The 23,532-nt window shown below is 37.8% G+C and carries 17 protein-coding genes; 3 read left to right on the top strand and 14 right to left on the bottom strand.

The features are described 5' to 3' along the window. Positions 1-23 precede the first annotated feature (23 nt). From nusB to rpiB, 7 genes are all read right to left on the bottom strand, one after another. Complete coding sequence (gene nusB / locus A1OE_RS02400; protein WP_044283248.1) at positions 24-518, bottom strand: transcription antitermination factor NusB; 495 nt, start codon at positions 516-518, stop codon at positions 24-26. Beyond that, positions 515-961: a 6,7-dimethyl-8-ribityllumazine synthase gene (gene ribH, locus A1OE_RS02395; RefSeq protein WP_015088528.1), complete on the bottom strand. Its 447-nt coding sequence runs from the start codon at positions 959-961 to the stop codon at positions 515-517. The genes nusB and ribH overlap by 4 nt, the downstream gene beginning before the upstream one ends. Before the next feature lie 14 nt (positions 962-975). Further along, positions 976-2,130 (bottom strand): 3,4-dihydroxy-2-butanone-4-phosphate synthase, encoded by a 1,155-nt coding sequence (gene ribB, locus A1OE_RS02390; protein ID WP_015088527.1) that lies wholly within the window; start codon positions 2,128-2,130, stop codon positions 976-978. Further along, entirely contained in the window at positions 2,130-2,759 is a 630-nt protein-coding gene (locus tag A1OE_RS02385) for a riboflavin synthase (RefSeq protein WP_015088526.1), read from the bottom strand. The genes ribB and A1OE_RS02385 overlap by 1 nt, the downstream gene beginning before the upstream one ends. Before the next feature lie 9 nt (positions 2,760-2,768). Then, the gene (gene ribD / locus A1OE_RS02380) at positions 2,769-3,980 is read right to left on the bottom strand and encodes a bifunctional diaminohydroxyphosphoribosylaminopyrimidine deaminase/5-amino-6-(5-phosphoribosylamino)uracil reductase RibD (protein WP_015088525.1); all 1,212 of its coding nucleotides are present in this window, start codon (positions 3,978-3,980) and stop codon (positions 2,769-2,771) included. A 379-nt stretch (positions 3,981-4,359) separates the two neighbouring features. After that, positions 4,360-5,658, bottom strand: a complete 1,299-nt coding sequence (glyA, locus tag A1OE_RS02375; protein WP_015088524.1) for a serine hydroxymethyltransferase — start codon at positions 5,656-5,658, stop codon at positions 4,360-4,362. Between the two features lie 47 nt (positions 5,659-5,705). After that, positions 5,706-6,200: a ribose 5-phosphate isomerase B gene (gene rpiB / locus A1OE_RS02370; RefSeq protein WP_015088523.1), complete on the bottom strand. Its 495-nt coding sequence runs from the start codon at positions 6,198-6,200 to the stop codon at positions 5,706-5,708. 430 nt (positions 6,201-6,630) lie between these two features. Between rpiB and A1OE_RS02365 the strand changes: the two genes are divergently transcribed. The 3 genes from A1OE_RS02365 to A1OE_RS02355 all read left to right on the top strand — a co-directional run bounded on the left by A1OE_RS02365 (position 6,631) and on the right by A1OE_RS02355 (position 12,172). Next, a complete protein-coding gene (locus A1OE_RS02365; RefSeq protein WP_015088520.1) occupies positions 6,631-7,080 on the top strand; it encodes a Ros/MucR family transcriptional regulator in 450 nt (149 codons plus the stop codon). Between the two features lie 927 nt (positions 7,081-8,007). Further along, positions 8,008-9,117, top strand: coding sequence for an efflux RND transporter periplasmic adaptor subunit (locus A1OE_RS02360; RefSeq protein WP_015088518.1), 1,110 nt, complete (start codon positions 8,008-8,010; stop codon positions 9,115-9,117). After that, complete coding sequence (locus A1OE_RS02355) at positions 9,086-12,172, top strand: efflux RND transporter permease subunit (protein ID WP_015088517.1); 3,087 nt, start codon at positions 9,086-9,088, stop codon at positions 12,170-12,172. Before A1OE_RS02360 ends, A1OE_RS02355 begins: the two co-directional genes overlap by 32 nt. Positions 12,173-14,510: 2,338 nt before the next feature. Here the strand turns inward: A1OE_RS02355 and A1OE_RS02350 are convergent. From A1OE_RS02350 to lpxD, 7 genes are all read right to left on the bottom strand, one after another. Continuing rightward, on the bottom strand, positions 14,511-15,818 hold the full coding sequence (locus A1OE_RS02350; protein WP_015088513.1) for a citrate synthase: 1,308 nt from the start codon (positions 15,816-15,818) through the stop codon (positions 14,511-14,513). A 70-nt stretch (positions 15,819-15,888) separates the two neighbouring features. Then, positions 15,889-17,322: a glutamate--tRNA ligase gene (gltX, locus tag A1OE_RS02345; RefSeq protein ID WP_015088512.1), complete on the bottom strand. Its 1,434-nt coding sequence runs from the start codon at positions 17,320-17,322 to the stop codon at positions 15,889-15,891. Between the two features lie 1,390 nt (positions 17,323-18,712). Then, a complete protein-coding gene (gene lpxB / locus A1OE_RS02340; RefSeq protein WP_202802542.1) occupies positions 18,713-19,921 on the bottom strand; it encodes a lipid-A-disaccharide synthase in 1,209 nt (402 codons plus the stop codon). Beyond that, positions 19,899-20,762, bottom strand: coding sequence for an LpxI family protein (locus A1OE_RS02335; protein ID WP_015088508.1), 864 nt, complete (start codon positions 20,760-20,762; stop codon positions 19,899-19,901). Before A1OE_RS02335 ends, lpxB begins: the two co-directional genes overlap by 23 nt. A gap of 7 nt (positions 20,763-20,769) precedes the next feature. Then, positions 20,770-21,573 carry an acyl-ACP--UDP-N-acetylglucosamine O-acyltransferase gene (gene lpxA, locus A1OE_RS02330; RefSeq protein WP_148276839.1) on the bottom strand — a complete coding sequence of 268 codons (804 nt, stop codon included), beginning with the start codon at positions 21,571-21,573 and terminating at the stop codon, positions 20,770-20,772. 10 nt (positions 21,574-21,583) lie between these two features. Then, on the bottom strand, positions 21,584-22,057 hold the full coding sequence (gene fabZ, locus A1OE_RS02325) for a 3-hydroxyacyl-ACP dehydratase FabZ (protein WP_015088506.1): 474 nt from the start codon (positions 22,055-22,057) through the stop codon (positions 21,584-21,586). Between the two features lie 29 nt (positions 22,058-22,086). Beyond that, entirely contained in the window at positions 22,087-23,112 is a 1,026-nt protein-coding gene (gene lpxD, locus A1OE_RS02320) for a UDP-3-O-(3-hydroxymyristoyl)glucosamine N-acyltransferase (protein WP_015088505.1), read from the bottom strand. Positions 23,113-23,532: the final 420 nt, after the last annotated feature.

Here is a 23,532-nt window from a genome sequence, read left to right as displayed (position 1 = left end):
CTCCTACTTTATTATGGTTAGTTTTATATTTCACTTTTGCGCAGTAATCGTGCAATTTGGTCTAGTACAGCATTCACTAGCGCTGGTTCGCGAGCTAAGAAAAAATCACGGCTTATTTCTACATATTCGGTGATAATAACCTTTGCTGGAACCTCGCTAAATGACAGCAGTTCACAACTACCTAGTCGAAGAATAGAGCGTAACAATACTTCCAAACGATGAAGAGTAAAATCAGGTTCTAATGCTGCTATTAGCATAGAATCGAGGTTTGGCGTGTCATGAACCGTATTGATCACTAAATTTTTAAAAAATAAAGCATCAACTTGAGATGAAGTAGCATAATCACTAATGCTACTAAAGTCGAATGAAAAAAAAGCTTGCACTACTTCATGCGGAGATGCCTGAGATATTTCTATTTCATACAGGGCTTGAGTAGCAGCTAGACGCGATAATCTACGAGCCAAAGTTTTATTACTATCACTACGTTTATGATTTAAACATTGGATACTGGTGTTCATGTTAGGGAAAACTGATAGCGCAAGGATATCATTGTTATACAAGCTTCTGCAAATTCCTTGCCTTTATTTTTGCCATTTTCTATTTTGGCACGTTCCCAGGCCTGCTGAATGTTTTCCACAGTCAATATGCCGTAAGTAATCGCTAAGTTGTTGCGTAAAGAAAGATGCATAATGCCACGCGCACTCTCTTTACAAACATAGTCGTAATGATTTGTTTCACCACGGATGACACAACCCAAGGCTAAATAACCATCATATGATATTCCTCCTTTTAAAGAGCTTTGAAAGGCCATAGAAATCGCACCTGGGATTTCAAAAGCGCCAGGTACGGTTATTTGATTATATTTAACGCTGACCATTTGCAGATGCTGAACTGCGCCACGTAATAGCTCATCAACTATTTCTTCATAAAATTTAGCTTTAACTATTAATATCTTATACATACTTTATATTCTTTTTACTTATCTATAGTTATCGAACGTTGTTCGACAACTTTAAGGCCGTAGCCATCTAAACCAATAATTGTTCGTTTAGTATTGGACAATAGAATCATATAATTTATGTCTAAATCTAGAAGTATTTGCGCACCAACACCATAATCACGAAGTTCTTCGTTAGCTGTACGGCCTTCTGCTTCTGCACGCAGTTTGTCATGTACTAGGTCTGACAATGAGGTAGCACTTGGTTCGCGAATCAATACGACAACACCACGCCCAACATCACCAATTATTGTCATTGCAGACCCCAATATACCGCCGCGATTACCAGAATCATGGCCTAATACGTCTTCCAGGACGTTAAGTGCATGCATACGTACCAACACAGGGGCTTTAGTAGTTATGTCACCCTTAACAAGAACAACATGCTCAGCATAACTAACCTTGTTAGTGTAAACTATCATACGCCAATCACCTCCAAACTTGCTGTGCAATGAGGTTTCTACTGCACGATCAACAATACTTTCAGTTCGCCGGCGATAAGCAATAAGATCAGCAATCGTAGCAATCTTCATGTTGTGAAATTGGGCAAATCTCATAAGATCTGGTAGCCTAGCCATAGTGCCATCATCATTCATAATTTCACAAATAACACCTGAAGGATTTAGTCCAGCCATACGGGCAATATCCACTACAGCTTCAGTATGCCCGGCGCGTACCAAAGTACCTCCTTCACGAGCCATAAGCGGTAAAACGTGACCTGGAGTGACTATGTCTTCACGTCCTAACTTTACATCGATGGCAACTCTGATAGTATGAGCACGATCATGGGCTGAAATACCTGTAGTAACTCCGTTTCTTGCTTCAATTGAGACTGTGAAAGCAGTTTCATGCCTTGTTTCATTACGTGAGGACATTAGAGGCAAACCAAGCTTATCGATCCGCTCTCGTGTTAAAGAGAGGCAAATTAGCCCGCGTGCATACTTTGCCATAAAGTTGATAGTTTCTGGAGTAGCCATTTCGGCCATTATGCAGAGGTCACCTTCATTTTCTCGATTTTCGTCATCTACTAGTATAAACATTCGCCCGGAGCGAGCCTCTTCTACTACTTCATCTATAGTGGACAACACGCCTGGATAAACTTTTAATGGGTATAATATTCGCTGATTGGACATCACGATTCAATTGTTGGGCCGATTAGAGGAGATGTTAGCAGTGTTCCTGATTCACCTAAGCGAGCAACGTATCGCGCAATCAAATCCACTTCCATGTTCAAATCATCACCTACTGATCTCTCGCAAAAAGTTGTATTGTTCCAAGTATAATTGACCAAGTTTAGTGAGAATTTTCTTCCATGAATTGAATTTACTGTTAGAGACACGCCATCGAGACATACTGAACCATTCGCAGCGATAAAACTATTCAAGTATTCCGGCGCTTCGATAGAGAGTCGATAGCTATTATCTTTTCGCTCGATTGAGAGAATTTTGGCTAATCCATCTACATGGCCAGTAACCAAATGCCCGCCTAGTTTAGAATTTAAAGTTATAGAGCGTTCTAAATTAATCGGCATGCCTTGAATCCAAGTCCCGATCGTAGTTTTAGATAAAGTTTCGGCAGATACATCGACAGTAAAACTGTCTTGACTATTTGCAATTATTGTAAGACAGACTCCACTACAGGCAACTGAATCGCCAATAGTCATACAATCCATGTTATCCTTGGTATCTATCACCAAGCGTATACCTCCGTGTTTTTCAAGTGAACTTAAACGGCCGACATTAGTAATTATTCCTGTAAACATAAAATCAGATTAGAGGCTCGGTCGACGCAGAGTTTCTAAAGTATCTGTGCCAAGCTTTTCTATCCCTTCTGAAATAAAGCGTGGCCCCTCTTGTAAATTCATAACAGAAAGACCTCTTAAAGATGCTTTTCCGTCACCTATGGCTATAGGTGATCGAAATAATGCTATGATATCAATTATTTTATGCCGAATAAATGCACCAGCAACAGTAGCCCCACCCTCCACAAGGAGATTATTGATGCCGCGTTGTGCCAATATCGACATAACCACATCAATTGCTGGCCAACCATTTGTATCAGTCACATCAGGTAGTACAGTCACTCCATAAGCTTCCAGCCTCTCGCGTTTTTTAGGATTCGTTTTCGTACCGCAAATCACCCAAGTTGGAACTTGTTCAGCAGTAGTGACAAGCTTAGCACAATGAGAAATAGTTAAATTGCTATCAAGCACTACACGGACGGGCGATTGTGCTTCAAGCCCAGGCAAACGACAAGTGAGTTCCGGATCATCAGCTGCAGCAGTTCCTGAACCGATAAGAATAGCATCATGCTTGGCACGAAGCAAATGTCCTCTTGCACGCGCTTTTGGGCCACTAATCCAGCGGCATGAACCTGTAGATGTGGCAATACAACCATCCAAGCTGGTAGCAAGTTTTAAGGTTACAAGAGGTCGGCCGATTTTTTTACGATAAGTATATCCACTGATAACATTTTCGGCCTCCACCGAGCAGACCCCAGTTGTCACTTCAATTCCAGCTGATCGAAGCATGGTAAGCCCGCCCCCATTGACTCGATGGTCTGGGTCTTTTATGGCTAAAACAACACGAGCTACCCCAGCTTTGATTAAGGCCTGAGAACAAGGCGGGGTTTTGCCCCAATGAATACAAGGCTCTAAAGTTATATAAGCGGTTGCCCCTAGAGCTGCCTGCCCTACCTTTACTAAGGCATTAGCTTCTGCATGCGGTTGACCACCATCGGAAGTACGAGCCATTGCTAATATCTTGTCGTCACGAACCAATACGCAACCAACAGAGGGATTATGTCCTGTACGTCCCAATCCTCTTCGAGCAAGACGCAAAGCTATCATCATAAAAGATCTATCAGCTAGTGCAATGTAGGAAGCTAATGTCATAGCATCCCAGGATAAACTAGGTAGGCCGCCATTAACTGATGGATTCGTTCTCGAAATGAATTTTTCAATGAAGTTTTTAAAGTTTTGCACATCATCAAAATTATTGTAAAATCTACTAATTAAAAGTAAGCAATTAAATAAACATTGACAATAGCACCGATTTATTCACAAGAAATTCGATACGCTTTGGAACTACTTAAGGCACTGGTGCAAATAAAATAGTTCGTATCAATTGAGTTAACTTGTTAGATCTAATTTTCTACACTTGTTATTTTTTCCTTAATGAAACATTATTTCATGAATTTTACTCAGCTAAAGCTGCTTAATTCAGCGCAGAATCTTAGACCAGATCGGCGATGATATATTTATGTTTTGTATATTTGAGAGGAAAATAACTGCATTTTTTACCTTAACTATTCTAAATGAAATGAACAGTTCACGCCTATACTCCATCATTAGGCAATTATGCTCATGCATAGATTGGAAATCTATCGCACAATGCTTTGACTTTAGCTAGAATTCTTACCTCTACTTCGCTATTTCCATGTGAGTTGTTTGCTAAACCGTTCATTACTTGGCTGATAATACTACCAACTTGACGAAATTCTTCTATGCCAAAGCCGCGAGTTGTAGCTGCTTGAGTACCAAGACGCACACCAGAGGTAACCATTGGTTTATGATGATCAAATGGTACACCGTTTTTGTTGCAAGTAATGCCAACACGTTCCAAGGCGTGTTCTGCATCAAGGCCGGTTAGATTTTTTGATCGCAAATCAACTAAAATTAAGTGAGTATCTGTTCCTCCTGACACGAGGTTTAGTCCGCGATCCTTTAATACTTCGGCTAGTGCTGTAGCGTTATCAATCACAGCTTGAGCATACATTCTAAACTCAGGTTGAAGCGCTTCTCCAAAAGCCACAGCTTTAGCGGCGATGACATGCATCAGTGGGCCACCCTGTAAACCAGGAAAAACAGCAGAGTTGATCTTTTTGCCAATGTTTTTATCGCGAGATAGTATCATGCCACCACGCGGTCCACGGAGGGTCTTATGAGTAGTTGTAGTTACAACATCTGCATAGGGCACGGGGCTAGGTATAATGCCAGCAGCAACTAAACCAGCAAAATGAGCCATGTCAACCATAAAATAAGCGCCTATACTATCGGCAATCTGGCGGAAACGTACGAATTCAATTTTGCGTGAATATGCCGAACCACCAGCAATTATCATAGCAGGCTTATGGGCTTTAGACAAAGCCTCGACCTGATCGTAATCGATCCGCTCATCTTTCTTAGATAAACCATAACCTATAGCATTAAACCATTTACCTGATAAGTTTACTTTTGCGCCATGTGTCAAATGACCACCAGCATCTAGCGACATTCCCAGAACTGTATCTCCAGGTTGAAGTAAAGCTAAAAATACAGCTTGATTAGCCGCAGCACCGCAATGAGGCTGTACATTTACGAAAGAACAATTAAAAAGTTCTTGAGCTCTATCAATTGCTATTTGCTCAGCTATGTCGACAAACTCACAGCCACCATAATAACGCTGATGTGGATAGCCTTCGGCATACTTATTAGTTAGAACGGATCCCTGAGCTTCCAATACAGCGCGAGATACAATGTTTTCCGAGGCAATGAGCTCAATACGTGATTGCTGACGGAATAATTCCTTAGAGATTACGCTACTGAGTTTAATATCTTTTTCGGCTAAACTAGTACGAAAAAAGTTCTCTGTATCTATGCGAAGATTTGTTGTCAGAGTCATGAAGAGAGCGGCCTCCTTAGAACCTCAAAATAATTAGGCGTTATTTTTTAGGAAGAATCGAAGATATTATAATTAAAGCTATTTTTTACATTATTGAGGTCTGGTGGGTTAGTCATTTTTATTAACCGCCTGGTATGACGGTGGTCGCAAAAATAAGTAGTAAGAAAAGCTTCAAGACAATCCCGCGCAACCTCTAGACCAAGTAGTCGACCACCTAGAGCAATCACATTCGCGTCGTTATGTTCTCTACAAAGTCTTGCAGTTGTTACGTCGTGACACAAAGCAGCCCGTACCCAGGGGTAACGGTTTGCAGCAATACTGATTCCCAACCCAGTGCCACACACAAGTACCCCGCGTGAAGCTTTTCCATCTAACAGTGCTCGCGCTACAGCCACGGCAAAATCTGGATAATCTACGGTAGTTGTCCCATTGATTCCAAGATCCAGTACTTCAAATTCTTTTCCGCGCAAAAAGTTTGCTAGATCTGACTTTAATGGAAAACCAGCATGATCAGAAGCAATGGCAATCGCGGCAGATTTCATCGTGCAATGACCTTGATTAAGGATCAGTTTACCACTAAAAAAGCGTTATATTTAACCCAATACCTTAATATTTCTTAAATATTTTTAGTTAGCGAGATTAAAGAGTAAATTAGTAAAATTCTATGGTTGAATTTTACTACTTTACTTACCACAATTCGCCAATGATACAAGTTTACTTAGGAAAATTATTTTCTATAATGCTTGCTAGAATACATAAAGTACAATTATTAAAAGATTATTGTAAGGAATTTTTTTTAGATTAACTGAGTGCACTATAAAAAATGTTAAGATTTTTCCCGCGTAGTATGTTGACTTTCTCTTCTGCCTATATCAGCTATGTGTTTATATCTTTGTCTTTGAGTCAGACGTTAGTTAATATCTTGAGTCAAACTGTAGTATATACGGCAAGCATACTATTGATTTTATTTTAATGAGTGATGAGGCTGGAACTGAAGCAGCCAATGGTAAATCAATGATCAAAATGACAACGCAAGTTGTAGCGGCGTATCTGAGCAACAATTCAGTCGCCCCTAATCAAATTACTGAAGTGATCAATACAGTGCACGATGCACTTAACAATCTCAATGAGGTAGGTATAGAGCCGGAGTCTGAGCCGACAAAGCCTGCAGTTCCGGTGAAGAAGTCGGTTACTCCTGATCATATAATCTGCTTAGAAGATGGCAAACAACTAAAAATGCTTAAGCGCCACTTGCGGACTACTTATAATATGACTCCCGAAGATTATCGGGCTAAGTGGGGTCTACCCGCTTATTATCCAATGGTAGCCCCGAATTATGCAACTCAGCGTTCTGAATTTGCAAAGAAAATTGGCTTAGGTCGCCAGACTTCACGACGTGGAGGGCGTCGCAAAGGTGTTTAGTTGTTTTAGTTTTAATATTTATCCTTTTTTGTAATATCTTTAATTACTCTTGTAATTTATACTTTTTGAAGAAATGTATTCTTCTTATTGATATGTTGTTTTTGCTATAAATGATGTTTTCACATTCCTGGCTTTTGTTTTCAACTTTATTTTGATATTTTTATTTTTGTACCTAAATACTTTATTTAGGTGTTACTTCGATTATTGATTAAACACAATCTTATTATGATTTTTGAAAAATTTATTTTGTCGTTAAATACATAATGGCATTAGTTTGCTTGGTTTGTTGAGTCGTTAGGTTAAATGAAAATTTATAGTTAAAATTAGTTAAATGAAAACTTTTTGGGTATGCATTTAATGATCTGTTAGTCTCTTAGTCTATTGATATAAAGTTGCTTTTGTTAAATATAAATTTTTTATAACTGCATATTTTTAGTGTTTATAACTGCATATTTTTAGTGTTTATAACTGCATATTTTTAGTGTTATTGTTATATTTACTTGCTGTTAAATGGCATAATCCTTAATAGCTGAGAAAATTTCTATGTTGACCTTAATAGCAAGTAAATATAAATTTACAACATGCAATCGCATAAGTAAATTACCTGATTGGTTTTTAAATTTTTTATCTGAAACTTAAATTAATTTACAGATAGGTTTGAGGCAATTTGATAGATTGTGATGTAAGTAAAATTTATAGCATAAAATATTAATTTTTTATAGAGTTTTGGTAAATTTTTTAAGATCAAGCATGCAAAAGTTATTTACTGCTGTAGTTGGTTATTTTAATTTTTTGCAAACTATTTTATTCCCTTGTTTACCTTTTGCACAGGCAATTAATAAGTTTTATTAATTTATTCGCGAATTTAGGGCAATTTCCACCAATATTAATTATTTTTTAGGGGCAAGTCACAATAGGCCAGCACAGATGGTTGGAAAAATTCGTATAAATTTTATTTTATGGAGTTTCCTTATAGTTTTAGCTTTAGTTAGTTTTTTAACTGCGCTTAATTGGGAGCTGATCCAAGATCAAATTACCAAAGTGGATGTAAAAACTAACAGCTCGAAGATGTCTAGTAGTATCAGTGGTGAAATCTCAAGAATACCGGTGCGCACAGCAACAGTTAAGACTGGTTATATAGCGGAAAGGTTAAGGGCAGTTGGTAATCTCTATTCGGAACGAAAAATTGACGTTAGGTCTCCTAATAGTGGATTTTTGGTTGCACTGCCTGTTGCAGATGGATCTCATGTGAGGATGGGTGATGTGCTGATGGAGCTTGACTCAGAGATGGCTGCTGCCATGCTACTCGCTTCAAGAACTCAGTTGCAATTTGATCAACAAAATTACAATCGGCTTAAAGCTTTAGTTGAAAAAGGTTACGGTGCACGTAAGTCTCTTCAAACTGCTGAAGCTAAGCTAGCTGCTTCGCATGCTGAAGTTATCCGCAATGAACGATTATTAAATGATCGTAAAGTTGTTGCACCGTTTGATGGTGTCATTGGCCAGATATACTACTCAGTCGGGGCTTTTGTCACTTCGGGAGAAGTAATTACCAAGTTATGGAATGATTCTTACTTGTATGTTGATGTAAGAATCTCAGAAAGTTATGCTAAACGTATTCACATGGGTATGGAATTTGATGTAGAGAATGGTATTACTAATGAGGTACTTAACAATGGGGTGGTTAAGTTTATTTCTTCCGATATAGACCCAGTTACCCGGAGTGTTCTCGTTCGTGGCTTGATTCCCAACTATGACCGAACATTACGCGCTGGGTTATTTATAGCTATGTCACTGACTATGAAGCAAAAATCAGAAGCTATTATTATACCGAGAGATGCTTTGGTTTTTGCTTTGGGTGGTACCTTTGTATTTAAGGTAGTCGATGGCACTGCTCAGCGCGTGCAGGTTAATGTTGGAATTGAACAAGATAATATGGTCGAAATCGTTCAAGGTCTAGCACCCGACGACTTAGTAATTACTGATGGTCGTTTCAGCGTTCTTCATGGCGCGCCTGTTAGTTTGGTTAAGTCATGATTGCGATGGAAACGCCGGCGTGATTCTCTCCGATATATTTATTCGTCGTCCGGTTTTTGCTATAGTTGTTAACACTTTAGTTGTCGCTATTTCTTTGTACGGGCTACTTAAGTTATCTGTTGGCGAGCTTCCTTCTTTCAATGTGCCTGTAGTTACTGTTACAACAGCGCTACCTGGAGCTTCCTCTGAACAGATCGAAACCCAAATTACTTCTCTGATCGAAGAACGTATCGGAGCTATTGCAGGAATCGACTACATTACATCAACTAGCAGTCCTGGAATAAGTTCGATCGTTGTCACTTTTCGAGATAAGGAAAATGTTGATAATCCACTAGAGAAAATTCGTGCTAAGCTTGATTTAGCGATGGCAGAGTTGCCTATTGATGCTGATGCTCCGATATTACAGCAACACAACACTGATGAAATCCCAGTTATATATCTATCACTATCAAGTAATACACGCTCAGCGATGGAACTTACTGAGCTTGTTCAAAATGTGATTCGCACACCAATTACTACAGTATCAGGGGTTGGTGAAATCAAATTATTGGGAGAACGTAAATATGCCATCCGTATTCATATATATCCATCAAAGCTTGCTGCTTATGGTTTAACTACTTTAGACATAAAAGCTGCTGTGCAAAGCAGCACAGTTAATATGCCGATGGGTAACATCGAGCTATCGGGGCGAAAAATTAATATTACAGCTGATACAGCACTCGCTACTGTTAGAGAATTTGAAAATATCTCAGTATTAAACAACGATCGTTTTTCTGTGCGATTGAAAGATGTTGCTGACGTGATCGTTGCGGCCGATAGAACTGAGACAGGTGTTTTGATAAATGGACATAATGGGCTGGCTATTAGTGTGCTGCGGGCAAGCGATGCTAATTCTGTCTCTGTAGCTGAAGGTGTTAAGTCACTGATTCCGCAACTTCGTACCATGCTACCAAGAGACGTTAATATAGAAATAGCGTTTGACAGCACTGTATTTATCCAGGATTCGATTACAGAGGTTTTTAACAGTTTAATGATTGCCGTGGTACTGGTGGTGATAGTTGTTTTGTTGTTTCTCGGTTCTCCCAATGCGGCATTTATTATTTTAATTACTATCCCAATATCTTTGATCGGCACTTTTTCCTTTATGAAATTTATGAACTATAGCTTAAACACCTTTTCATTACTAGCTATGGTTCTTGCAGTAGGTTTGGTAGTAGACGATGCTATCGTTGACGTTGAAAACGTTCAAAGATTAATTTCGCGAGGCCTTAGTCCTCTAAGAGCCGCTTTCATCGGCAGTCGAGAAATTGGCTTTGCTATTGTAGCAACAACTCTTACTTTGGCATCAGTCTATTTACCGATCGGCTTTTTGCCTGGAATGATGGGTAAACTATTTTCTGAATTTGCCTTCACCTTGGTTGCTGCAGTTATAATTTCTGGTTTTACCTCACGTACCTTATCACCTATGATGTGTGCCTACCTACTGCGTGCACGTGATAATCCTTATCTGATTGAAAAGGCAATGGGTTATATAGAAGGTATCTACCGTAGATCACTGAATTGGGTGCTACATCACCGCGGGTTTATTTATATTGTTAGTTTACTAGTTGGTGGTGTTTGTACAATATTTACTATGTCTCTGCCGAGCGAGGTGGCTCCTTCTGAGGACCGCAATTACATTTATGTACAGTTTTCTTTTGAGTCATCAATCTCTTATAATCGTCTTCATGAGATAGGTCAAACTTTGTCTACTCTAATGAGTAAAATGCCTGAAAGAAAAAGCTCTTTGGTGTTACTGGGTACTCCAGATCCTAGTTCTGGTATTGGCATACTTATGCTTACTCCGTCTAACGAGCGTAAACGCTCTGCACTTCAGGTAGGTAAGATATTGGAGACAAAGCTATTGGAGATTCCTGGCTTGGATGCTAGCGTACTTGATCCTGGTTCACTTTCTGGCGGCGGTCAGCAACCAGTACAGATGGTGGTGCGTACAATTACTAATTATGAATCGTTAGCAAAAACCATCAATATCTTACTAAAAAAAGCTAGCGCTACTAATTCGCTTAGCAATCCAATCTCCAGCCTGGAGATGAATAGTTCTTATCTGAAATTTGATGTTGATCGTTCAATAGCTGACATTATTGGTGTCAAAGTAGTTGATATTGCTAGCACAATTGCTACTGCAACGGGTAATTTTCAAATTAAGACTTTTACTTATGGAGGGAAAAACTACAGTGTTCTATTAGAACTTGATATGGATTCTAATATTCTTCGAGATATTGGCCTGCTTGAAGTACCTAACAACAAAGGTAAATTAATCCCGCTAAACAACTTAGTTAGTATACAATCTACTGTAGGAGCAACCAGTTTAGAACATTTTAATGGACAGCGTTCTGCTACTATTAAAATCGGGTTAAGAAGTGGAGCTGCTATTGGTACAGCGCTTAATGAGTTGCAGGCTATAGCTCAAGAAAGTTTACCACCTGATGCCTCTATAGATTGGCTTGGAGCGACACGTCAGCTTAAGGAAGCTAATGCTTCATTGGGTTTGGTATTTTTACTTGCTCTTCTTTTTATTTATGGTTTTTTGGCAACTCAATTTGAAAGTTTTCGAGATCCTTTCGTAGTGTTGCTAGTAGTACCGTTTTCTGTTCTTGGGGGTACTGTTGCTTTATCGATTATTGGCGGAAGCATAAATCTTTATAGTGGGGTTGGAATGATTACTTTGGTCGGATTGATCGCAAAGCAGGGTATTTTGGTTACTGAATTCGCAAATCAACTTCGTGAAGGAGGGCTTGATCTTCGTACTGCTGCAGTAGATGCTGCAGTTACTCGTCTTCGACCAATTCTTATGACTTCCATCTCAATGATATCTGGCGCATTGCCGATGCTTTTTTATTCTACTGGCTCTGGCGCCAATGGACGCGAACATATCGCTGCAGTTATCGTTGGTGGTATGGTAATAGGTACCATTTTAGCGCTTTACTTAGTGCCAGTAACTTATACATTGTTGAGCCGACGTCATAGGCCTGCTTTGCCTACACCTCCGCATTGATAGTTTCTTGTTATTAATAATTCAGATAAGTAAAGTTAATTTAAGAATTTTTGTCGTCAGTAGTAAAATACACCAATAACAAATTTAATTATAGATAAAATAATTAGCAATAACTTAATATAACAAGTATATTTTCTTCTCTATAGAATTTAGACTATAGAGCAACTTACGGATGGAAGGTTATTTAATTATTTTTTTCTTTCACTAACCAATGAATTTTATTAATTCAAATTATGATTGTCAATTCATTTAATAAATACGAACAATACACATTGGTATGCAGTGGTTTACTTAGAGTAAAGTTACTTAGTAGTCAGCTACTCTTATCGTTATAAAACAATCATCGTAACCTACAATAAACAACTATATATTGAGTTAATTTTTACCTTTTGTGAGATTACTATTGTATCTATTAAAAATTAATTGATAATTATAGTAAATTATTAGGAAATAATACAAACATTCTTAAATAATAATGTTTGTATTATTTTAAGAAATTATTCGTTGTTCAGATTATAAATTACTATTAGAGTTAAGTATTTGTTATTTCTGAGATTATTAAACAAAGGCAGCATAATTCAGCTAATTGTACCCTTCAATACAATGGTTCTATCCTTTGTAAACACTTTATCGTTATCGTATAATAATCAGGGTTACTATCTGTAATCCTTAACATATTTAATCTATCGTACTACTATGTGCATTAAAAAATATTTTAATTTAATGAATAAATATTTGATATTATATAAATAATAGGTAAAATATAGATGCAATGCAATTATTCATTGTTAAAAATATTTAATATATCGCAAAAAAAAATACAAACTAACTATGATAAATCATCTATTTGCCATAATTCTTAAGAATTAAACAAGTTATATTTAACTATTTTGTTTAAAATAATGTATTATTGTAATTAATTTATGGGTAATGTGATTTTTTTGCTTTTTAAAGAGCATGAGCTAACACCTTTATTAGAAATAATTGTATAAATTAATTATTGTGTATAACTACATATCGCATGTGATATGTACTATTCTATGCATTACCAAATAATAGTTTTTATGAGAAAAATTATTACTCAATACTCGAGTAACTATATAATATCTTGATACAAAGCTTAAGCTAATTAAGCATAAAAATATATCTTTAAAAACACATTTTATAATAAATAGATAAACATTATCAGCAATAATGCTAGTAAGATTTACAAAATTATTTATTAATGAAGCATCCTTATGCTGGCTTTTTTATTTGAAACTCTGCTAAGATAGGCAAGTGGGATGGTTGGGTGTTTCAATTTTTTATTTATTTATTCATTCTAACGCGAATAGATAACTATTTATACTCTACACAAAAGTAGTAATATACAATTATAGTGTACTATATTATCTGTTCAATTATATATTTCTCTTGCTAAGACTTAGGAATACAACTGTAAGTTTTACATATTTTTACGATTATTGACTTAAAATGCTATTAAGATTAAGTAAAAGTTTAATATTATCGTTCTTATTTAAGATTTTTTTTGATTACTAACTGAATGCGAAATTTTTATGCTTGTTAGCATGAAAAATATATTATTTTACTTATTAACTCCGTGTTAAACTGCTAGTTTAAATATTATCCTTATATAACACCATTGTATATTATGTGTAATAAGTTATTCGTTTTTTAAAACTTGGATTAGGTTTTATTAGTAAACAAGAGAAATTTTCAGTTTATGAAAAAAATCATTTTTTCTAATGTATAAAATACTAATTGGAATTACTATAAGCTTTTCTTCTGGAAAAGAAAGAAGATTATAAAACAACAAAATTTAATTAACAATTACAGTTTAATCGTTCAATGTAAAAAATCGACAATCAACACTTGATAATAAATTCTTTGCGTAACAATTTTAGCTTAGTAGTCCACAATTAAAGCAGGTCATTAATAGTTTAGTCATATAAGTAATACTATATAATTGGATTATTGTTGCAATATAAACATAAGATAATCAAACTAATACAGAACATTATATAAGAATTAGTTCATAGCTATAGTAAGATAGATTTTATTATGGGTGTAATAATAAATATGGACGTAATAAAATTATAATGTTCGAAAAGATAAGTAGGAAATCAGGCATTAAATATTAGCCTTATATCAAGGGGTATAGTATTCAGTAGCAAAAGTTATTTTTTTATTTATTCATTAACCTATCGAAATAGATAGCGATTAGTACCGTTCCATACAATATTATAATTTAACAATCGCATTTTCTTATAAGAAAGAAACGAACATCTTAGTACATTTAAGCGGTATTTTCTAGTATTTGCAGTAATTACTAAGTGCATTATTTGCAGCGCTTTTCCAACGGAATATAGTCTCTTTCACGAGGACCAGTATAAAGTTGACGAGGGCGGCTAATTCGTTGACCAGGATCTTCAATCATCTCTTTCCATTGTGCAACCCAACCAACTGTACGTGCAACGGCGAACAATACAGTAAACATAGAAGTGGGAAATCCTAGTGCCTTTAATAAAATACCTGAATAAAAATCAACATTTGGAAATAATTTCTTCTCTATAAAATATGGGTCGGATAAAGCAATTTCCTCCATTTCCATAGCAATTTCAAGTAGGGGATCATTTAGATTAAGTTTTTGCAGAACTTCGTGGCATGTCGTTTGCATAACCTTGGCACGTGGGTCGTAATTTTTGTACACTCGGTGACCAAAGCCCATAAGTCGGAAAGGATTGTTCTTGTCCTTAGCGTATTTAATAAATTTTGGTATATTCTCTTTCCGACCAATCTCTTCAAGCATCTTTAGCACAGCCTCATTCGCTCCACCGTGTGCCGGACCCCACAAAGAAGCAACGCCGGCAGCGATACAGGCGAATGGGTTGGCACCGGATGAACCGGCCAAACGAACCGTAGATGTGGAAGCGTTTTGTTCATGATCGGCGTGTAAAATTAATATTCGATCTATAGCGCGAGCCATAACCGGGTTAATAATATATTTCTCTGCTGGAACTGCAAACATCATATATAAAAAATTTTCAGCGTAGGAAAGGTCATTACGTGGGTAGTTAAAAGGTTGGCCCATTGAATATTTGTAAGTCATAGCTGCAATAGTAGGCATCTTAGCAATAAGACGAAAAGATGCTACCATACGTTGATGTGCGTCATATATATCTGTACTATCGTGGTAGAATGCTGATAGACCACCTACAACTCCGCACATAATCGCCATAGGGTGAGCATCTCTACGAAAACCGTGATAGAAATTAGCAAGCTGTTCGTGCAACATGGTGTGATAAGTTACGTCATGAACAAAACTCTTTTTCTGTTTAGGTGTTGGTAATTCACCGTTTAGTAAAATATGAGCTACATCCATGAAATCAGATTTTTCGGCTAAATCTTCTATGGAATATCCACGGTGTAGTAGTTTACCAAGATCACCGTCAATATAGGTTAGATTAGATTCACAAGATCCAGTAGAATTAAAGCCAGGGTCATAGGTAAAGTGCCCTGTTTGTGCATAAAGTTTGCGCACATCTATCACTCCTGGCCCTAGGGAACCTCTAATCACGGGAAGTTCAAAGCTTTTCCCAGTCGAATTGTCTGTTATGGTAAACGTTCCTATATTTTTTTGGCTCATTTTTGATTATCCTATTTCGAATTCACAGTTGCAATTAGTTAAGATAAATCATCAACAATGACCGTGGATACTACTTTGGGAGTCTTGTTCTTTTAATACTAAAAACAGCATCTATGCGTCTAATTGATTCTTTTTTGCCAAGAATTGACAATATCTCAAAAATACTAGGTGAATTAACCGACCCAGTAACGGCAGCGCGTAGAGGCTGTGTTACTTGATTAAGTTTTAATGCATTGTTTTTAGCAAAAATACAGATTGCATCTTTAATATCACTTTCCTGAAAAGAGCTAAGCTCAGTTAGTTTTTGAGCAAGCCTAGAAAATATGTCCGCCTCGCAATTGTCCAGTAGATGCCTAGCTTTTTCATCAAAGCTAAGTGGAAGATTAGCAGCGTAAAATCGCGCGTTGTTTGACAATTCATTAATTGTGCGAGCACGTGTTTTTAGTCCATTCATTCCCAAATAAATACGAAGTTTGATTGAATCTTTTAGATCTAGGTTATTTGCATCAGAACGTAAATTGGCTAAAACCATATCGGTTAGTTGATTATTGTCTCCTTTGCGGATATAATGGCCGTTTATATTTTCTAACTTAGCAAAATCAAACCGAGAGGGAGAACGACCGATGCCGCTAAGGTTAAAAAGTTCAATAGCTTTATCATGTGATATGATCTCTTCGTTGCCATAAGACCAACCTAAGCGAAGTAAATAATTATTCAACGCTTCAGGTAGATAACCCATCTTACGATAAATACTTATATCAAGTGCTCCGTGGCGCTTGGACAATTTTGAACCATCTGAACCGTAAATTAGCGGAATATGCGCAAAAGTAGGCAATTTCCACCCCATAGCTTGGTAAATAATCGCTTGACGAAAGGTATTGTTTAAGTGATCTTCACCACGAATTACGTGCGTAACGCCTATATCGTGATCATCTACTACTACCGAATGCATGTAAGTTGGTGTACCGTCAGCACGGAGTATAATCATGTCGTCGAGTTGCGAATTCATTACGGTTACTGCGCCCCGTACAGCATCAACTATAGTAGTTTCACCGCTTAGAGGTGCCTTGATCCGGATCACTGGTTTAATTCCAACTTGTGGAGCATTTAATGACAATTTTCGATTACGCCAACTGCTATCATATCTTGGCTGACGTCCTTCAGCACGAGCATTTTCCCGCATTAACTTCAGCTCATTTGGCGAACAGTAACAATAATACGCTTTGTCTTTTTGCAATAATTGATGAGCAACCTCAACGTGACGGTTGATTTGCTTATGTTGGAATATTGGATCAGCATCACCTTTCAAACCAAGCCAATCCAACCCATTTAAAATATCATCTACAATTTTCATGTTAGAACGCTTTTTATCTGTATCTTCGATACGCAACAAGTAACGTCCACCATGATGGCGTGCGAACATAAAGTTAAATAGTGCTGTTCGCGCACCGCCGATATGTAGAGACCCCGTGGGTGAAGGAGCAAAACGAGTAACGACTGACATACAATACCTTCCAAAATCAAAGCCATTATTGTATTGGTTATTATCCAGTAAGATACCACAAATAACTATTAGTAAAATTTGCTTTAATATTTCCAATGATTAGTCTAATTGTCATAAAAACTAAAATTGACTGTAATTTTCCGATTTTTAGTATAGCTATTCTGGATATATTAATCAACAATGCTTCATGAAAATTTTTTATATCTATAATACAACTATATCAGTAAAATAGTTTTTTAATAAACATATAATAAACTATAATTGTTTTACTGATAAATGATTAATTTTAATCAAAACGATTGTATTCTTTTTTTTTTGATATTTTTGCGATGAAAGCATTAGCTTATTGAAGAAATAGTTATCAAGGTTACCGTAACAGTAAATCAAAAATTATTATTTTCCAATTAATTATTTCATAATTAAGTTACCAAACAAATAAGCGATATAATTATTGAAACTACAGCTTTAGTTATTGCAATAAAAATTTTTTGTCTTATGGAATTTACCAGTATTATAATAGCAAATTCTGGCTTTCTGGTTTTCTTTTAAGAAGAATTGTATTAATTAGAGCAAATATCAAGAATGCGAAAAGAACAGTTATATTCATTTGCACTAATACTAGATAAACAAAGCATAATTAATTCTTACATTTACCTTCTTCTTAAGAGATACGTTAATCCAAGTAAAATTTACTCTGCTGCACTATCTAATCATTATCTCCATCTCTTATTACCACTAATTGCTTAGTAAGTGTTAAATAAACAAATAAGGCAATAAAATTATAATATTTCTTAGCAAAATTAAAAGCTTTATATGTAAATTATATTTTAGATTTTATTCTTGATTTTTCTTTTAGCAGGTAAGGCTGTAGCAAAATACTCTTATTAATGAAAATTAATTAATCAGTTTATTAATATATGTAAATATGTAGATAAGTAAAAAATAGAAATATTAAATTTTTAGAAGAAAGAAATTTTAATATTTTTCGCTTAGCTATACTAAGCAATTATACTATAATGTATTTTTTCCATTGTATTGCCTTTGATGCTTAAAACCTAGAAAGGTAGAGCATTAATGATGACGATTCCTTCACATTGTAAACTAGAATTAATTGCATTAATTAATCTTTAAAGTATATTTGAAAGATCTGATGTAATGATCGATAAACAAGATAAACTTCAATTCTCCTCTTGATTAAAATTCAATCTTAATATGAAGATTTTAATTCAATAAATTTACTTTTAATTAATTTTTAACAAAAGTAGTTATCTATAGTATGATTTTGGGCAACTTTATCATTCAATTGGCACAAATAGAAACTAACTTAACGGTAATTTTATTCTATCATAGCAAATGCCGATTGTTGATCTAATTAAAGTAAGCAAAGACACTAATTTGCTGTTAAGTTATTATTTCCTCGAAGGAGTGTTAATATCGTGCGTGCTGCTCGGAAGGAAGGGTCTTCACCATCGACGATAAGCATCTGACGAATTGACTCGCTGGCTATTTCTTGTTTTGCTCTAGCACGGCGATCGTCAAATAACTGCTCAATTGCTACGGTTATTCGGTCGGCAGTGCAATCCTCTTGCAGAAATTGCGGAATAACACGTTTGCCCATTAGTTTGTTAGTTAATACTACTGACTCTGGATCTATTAAACGTCGAGCAATAGTTGCAGACAAGGCATTAACACGATATGCTGCTACTGTTGGCACACCTGCCAAACTTAACTCCAGTGTTACTGTACCAGAAGCTGCTAATGCCGCTGTGCAAGCAGAAAATGCTCCAGTTCTATGACTATGCTCGGTTATAATACTAACTGGTGGACGCCAATTGGCTGTTGCTTCGCGAACTGCATCGGCAACCAAAGATACCGTTGGCAATACAACTCGCAAACCCTGGTAGCGTATAGCTAAACGATCGGCTACATCGCCAAAAACTGGTAATAGACGTTTTACCTCACCTAGTCGACTACCTGGAAACACTCCTAGTACCGGAGATTCTAATGGCAAACCATAAATACTTTTAAAGCATTTACTGTTGACATCCGGTGTTAATGCAGCTGGATGACCAACAAAAGTTGTTGGCAAACCGTGTGCCACAAAATAAGGTGGCTCAAATGGATAAAGTGCTAAAAGATGATCAAGGTACTTGGCGATAACTTCTGCACGGCCTGGACGCCATGCCCAGACAGTTGGTGGCACCCAATGAATCAGTTTTGGCCCCTTGCCCGTTTTAGCACGTAGCGTATGCAGCCTTTTATTTACTCGCATGTTAAAAGCTTTACTGTCGATGGTCACAACAGCTGCTGGCTGACGAGATTGCACATCAGCTACAGTTTGGCTAATGCGCTCTAGTATCTTAGGTACTTTAGGTAATACTTCAATTATACCCATAACAGCTATTTCACTGATAGGAAATATTGTTTGCAATCCTTCAGCAGTCATGAGATCACCCCCGATACCTGCTACTTCCACATTATCTCCAGTCTCAGCTCGCAATGCCCTAATCAGTCCAGCACCAAGCACATCTCCTGAGGACTCTCCGGCAATGATATAAATCAAAGGTACTTTTAGCTCAGCACTTGATTTGGTGTTCACGATTACTTCCATCAAAAGACATAGCATGAATAAATAGACCTGCAGCGTCGGCAGCAGCTATTGTTGCGTAACGATCTATGATTAAGGTTTTTAGTGTTTCCACAAAAATTCCAGCAAATCCAGAAGATGCGGCGCAGGAGATGGTCCCTGGGCCGATTGTAGCCCTATCAACGCAGGTGTTTTGCCCTGTTTTACAGCCCTTTATTAGAATCGGCCCTATAATAGCTTTGCGACGCAAAGTAGCAGCACGCGTAATCATTGAATCAGTTCCTTCTATCGCCTCTATGGCTAATACAAGTCCTTCCTGTACTACAACAGCTTGACCAATATCTGCGCAGGCAGTAATTTTTAGCACAGTGATTCCTCTAGCAGCATCCTGCATGGCAAACGCATTTGGCTTGATTTTCGTATGGGTACCGGCAGTTACAAGATAACCGCCCAATATATCCTCAATGCTAACTACTTGTATGCCATCATTTTTTATCTCTTCAACGATCAAGGATAGCAAACCATCATCACCAAATGCTCGCGTTCCTGCTCTAGCAATAGAGGCAGTGGAACGTAAATCTAGTTTTATAGAAGATAAAGCTGGACGGTGTATTGATCCAGCCATAACCACTTCAGTGCAGTCAGCTGCATGAAGAGTTTTAAGAGTCTTAGTTGTTGCACCGAGGGGTAGCCAGGCATGTGGTAAACCATCAACAGTTGCTAGATCGGTTTGTCCATCAAAGGCTACTATAAATATTGTACGTCCCTCGTTTAATACAATATCGGCAATACGTCGCGGCAGTACACCTCTGCCGGCTAAGATTCCTAGACTACCTTTAGGATGAACAGTCATTACTTCCTTAAAGATCGTTAACGTCTTCCGGTTGACAAATTTTACGCGAAGAATCGGCTCTAATAAAATTTATAATTTCTATAACTGGTGCCGATGAGGGAAATTCTAAAGCGACTTCCTCTAGTCTCTCGTGGTACTTACCCTCACCTGCAAATAGTAATCGATACGCTTTACGGACATCATGAATTTCTTCACGAGACAAGCCACGGCGCTTCATGCCAATTATATTAATACCTGATAAACGTGCCCGATCGCCAATGACCGAGCCAAAAGGAATTACATCGCGTTCAACTCCTGTAACACCACCCACCATAGCGTAACGGCCAATACGTGCAAACTGGTGTACCGCCGATAACCCACCAAGCACTGCAAAATCTTGTACAGTTACATGACCAGCTAAAGTAGCGTTGTTTGCCATAATTACCTGATTACCTACTTGGCAATCGTGTCCTATATGAACACCGACCATAAACAAGCAACCGTTACCGATTTTGGTTACCATTCCACCACCTTCAGTTCCTGGATTCATGGTTACATGCTCACGTATTACATTATCAGCACCAATTTCTAAAGTTGATAACTCACCATTGTATTTAAGATCCTGCGGCTGTAGCCCAATGCTAGCAAAGGGAAAAATCTGAGTACGTGGACCAACACTGGTATGGCCATCGATTACTACATGACTATGTAACACGCACCCATTGCGCAGCAAAACATCCGTACCAACGAGACAATAGGCGCCAATCTGGACACCATCATCAAGCTGGGCTCCAGGCTCAACCATTGCCGTGGGGTGGATTTGCGTGGCCACTGCCAGCTCCTCAATGGTCTAGAATCATTGCTGAATAAGTTGCTTCAGCCACCAGAAGTCCTTCCACTTTAGCTTGACCCTCAAACTTCCAGACATTTCCTCGATTGCGCAGCTTTTTTACATGAACTTCCATACATTCACCGGGTACTACTGGACGACGAAAGCGTGCATTATCGACTGTCATGAAATAAACCAGCTTCCCTTCAGATTTTGGACCCAATGTTGTTACAACCAAACAACCGGCTGTTTGAGCCATAGATTCTATGATCAGCACTCCTGGCATGACAGGGCGCTGTGGGAAGTGTCCAGCAAAAAATGGTTCATTAATCGTGACGTTCTTGATACCAATACAGGCAACATTAGGATCTATTTTGACGACTTTATCTATTAAGAGGAACGGATATCGGTGCGGAATTAGATCCATTATCCGCATTATATCAATATCAGGATAGCCGCTGCTTGGCTCATTCACCGCATCATTCATAATATTCCGCCTTACCTCTCGCTCGTTGATTAAGCAGTCGGTTTGTTTTGCCCTAACTTCTTTAATCTCGAGATTTGTCGCCGCCACTTGCGCACCGGAATAGCTGGTACTCCGCCATAGGAACCTCCTCCAGGCAGACTACGGTTAACACCAGACATGGCGGCAACTTGTACGTCACTACCAATTTCCAGATGGCCAGCAATTCCAACTTTTCCAGCAATCACCACACGGTCACCAAGCCTGGTGCTACCAGAAATTCCGACCTGTGAAACTACTATGCAACCTCTTCCTAGCACAACATTATGACCTATTTGCACAAGGTTATCAATCATCGACCCTTGTCCTATAACTGTATCTGCATTGCTGCCTCGGTCGATTGCAGTATTAGCACCAACCTCTACATCGTCCTCGATAATTGCCCGTCCTAGTTGTGGTATTAGAAACGTACCTCCTGCATCCATTTCAAAACCAAATCCAGGCTGGCCAATTCGTGCTCCAGGATAGATAAAACATCTAGCGCCTATCAAAGCATGGGAAACTACTGCGCCAACACCAATACGTGTTCCTTCACCAATCCTCACTGCTTCACCAATTACCGCATTAGCCTCAATCCAAGCTGAATCACCTAACACTGCTTCCGCACCAATGACAGCACCTGGCCCGATGGCAACCTGATTGCCTAACCTGGCAGTAGGATCAACAACAGCTGTCGGATGCACTCCTATCGGCGCAATCTCTGCAGGGTGAAATAGTCGCGCTAATTTAGCATAACTGCGACGAGGAATAGCGGTAATAAGTACTGCCATACCATCTGGTGCTTGATTCGCGAAAGCTGGAGGAACTAAACAAGCTCCTGCCTTGGAAGTGCGAAAATCTTTCAAGTAGCGACGGTTTTCTAGGAATGTTACTTCCTTTTCACCTCCATTATTTAGTGTGCTGACACCATAAAATAAACGCGCTAGATCCCCACTTCCATGCAATTTAGCTCCTGTCATTTCAAGTATTTGCTCCAGGGTAAATTGCCCAGCTTCGCTGTGGAACCGGCTATCGACCATGCTTTGTCATCCTCCGTACATAATCGTTCGTCAATTTAGTAGTGGCAATTCGATCCTAATTAATGGCAGCGCTTATTTATTCTAGACAAAGCAGCCTCGCTACAATTCATTGATTTCTTTTGAAAAAAAATGAACTTCCTTAAGAGGAAATACTATATCGTCTATTGAATCATTAATTACATTAATGAACGAAATTAAGATGTTAATTACTTTTTTCGTTGCCTTAATGAAAGGCTGAACAAGGACTTTTCTTTGCTACTGCATTTTATACCTTCATAAGTTGCTCTCAAAATAACAGTTGCAGGCAAGATTAAGCACTAATGTTGTAAATCTTCTTCGTTCGCAAGCAATAACTTTTTACCTTTTGGATGATACGAGTTTAAAAGATTTGCTATATATAATTATATTTTTCCTGTATTT

The organism is Candidatus Endolissoclinum faulkneri L2, from assembly GCF_000319385.1.
Taxonomy (GTDB): Bacteria; Pseudomonadota; Alphaproteobacteria; order Thalassobaculales; family Thalassobaculaceae; genus Thalassobaculum; species Thalassobaculum faulkneri.
Note: the sequence above shows the minus strand (reverse complement) of the source record. Positions and strands in the feature narration are given on the sequence as shown.

Excerpts from the sequence above, each read along its gene's own strand:
- A1OE_RS02360 (WP_015088518.1), top strand. The coding sequence starts at position 8,008 with ATGGTTGGAAAAATTCGTATAAATTTTATTTTATGGAGTTTCCTTATA.
- fabZ (WP_015088506.1), bottom strand. The coding sequence starts at position 22,057 with ATGAATGATGCGGTGAATGAGCCAAGCAGCGGCTATCCTGATATTGAT.
- lpxD (WP_015088505.1), bottom strand. The coding sequence starts at position 23,112 with ATGGTCGATAGCCGGTTCCACAGCGAAGCTGGGCAATTTACCCTGGAG.
- nusB (WP_044283248.1), bottom strand. The coding sequence starts at position 518 with ATGAACACCAGTATCCAATGTTTAAATCATAAACGTAGTGATAGTAAT.
- ribB (WP_015088527.1), bottom strand. The coding sequence starts at position 2,130 with ATGTCCAATCAGCGAATATTATACCCATTAAAAGTTTATCCAGGCGTG.
- A1OE_RS02335 (WP_015088508.1), bottom strand. The coding sequence starts at position 20,762 with ATGACTGTTCATCCTAAAGGTAGTCTAGGAATCTTAGCCGGCAGAGGT.
- gltX (WP_015088512.1), bottom strand. The coding sequence starts at position 17,322 with ATGTCAGTCGTTACTCGTTTTGCTCCTTCACCCACGGGGTCTCTACAT.
- A1OE_RS02355 (WP_015088517.1), top strand. The coding sequence starts at position 9,086 with ATGGCGCGCCTGTTAGTTTGGTTAAGTCATGATTGCGATGGAAACGCC.
- A1OE_RS02385 (WP_015088526.1), bottom strand. The coding sequence starts at position 2,759 with ATGTTTACAGGAATAATTACTAATGTCGGCCGTTTAAGTTCACTTGAA.
- rpiB (WP_015088523.1), bottom strand. The coding sequence starts at position 6,200 with ATGAAATCTGCCGCGATTGCCATTGCTTCTGATCATGCTGGTTTTCCA.
- A1OE_RS02365 (WP_015088520.1), top strand. The coding sequence starts at position 6,631 with ATGAGTGATGAGGCTGGAACTGAAGCAGCCAATGGTAAATCAATGATC.
- A1OE_RS02350 (WP_015088513.1), bottom strand. The coding sequence starts at position 15,818 with ATGAGCCAAAAAAATATAGGAACGTTTACCATAACAGACAATTCGACT.
- ribH (WP_015088528.1), bottom strand. The coding sequence starts at position 961 with ATGTATAAGATATTAATAGTTAAAGCTAAATTTTATGAAGAAATAGTT.
- glyA (WP_015088524.1), bottom strand. The coding sequence starts at position 5,658 with ATGACTCTGACAACAAATCTTCGCATAGATACAGAGAACTTTTTTCGT.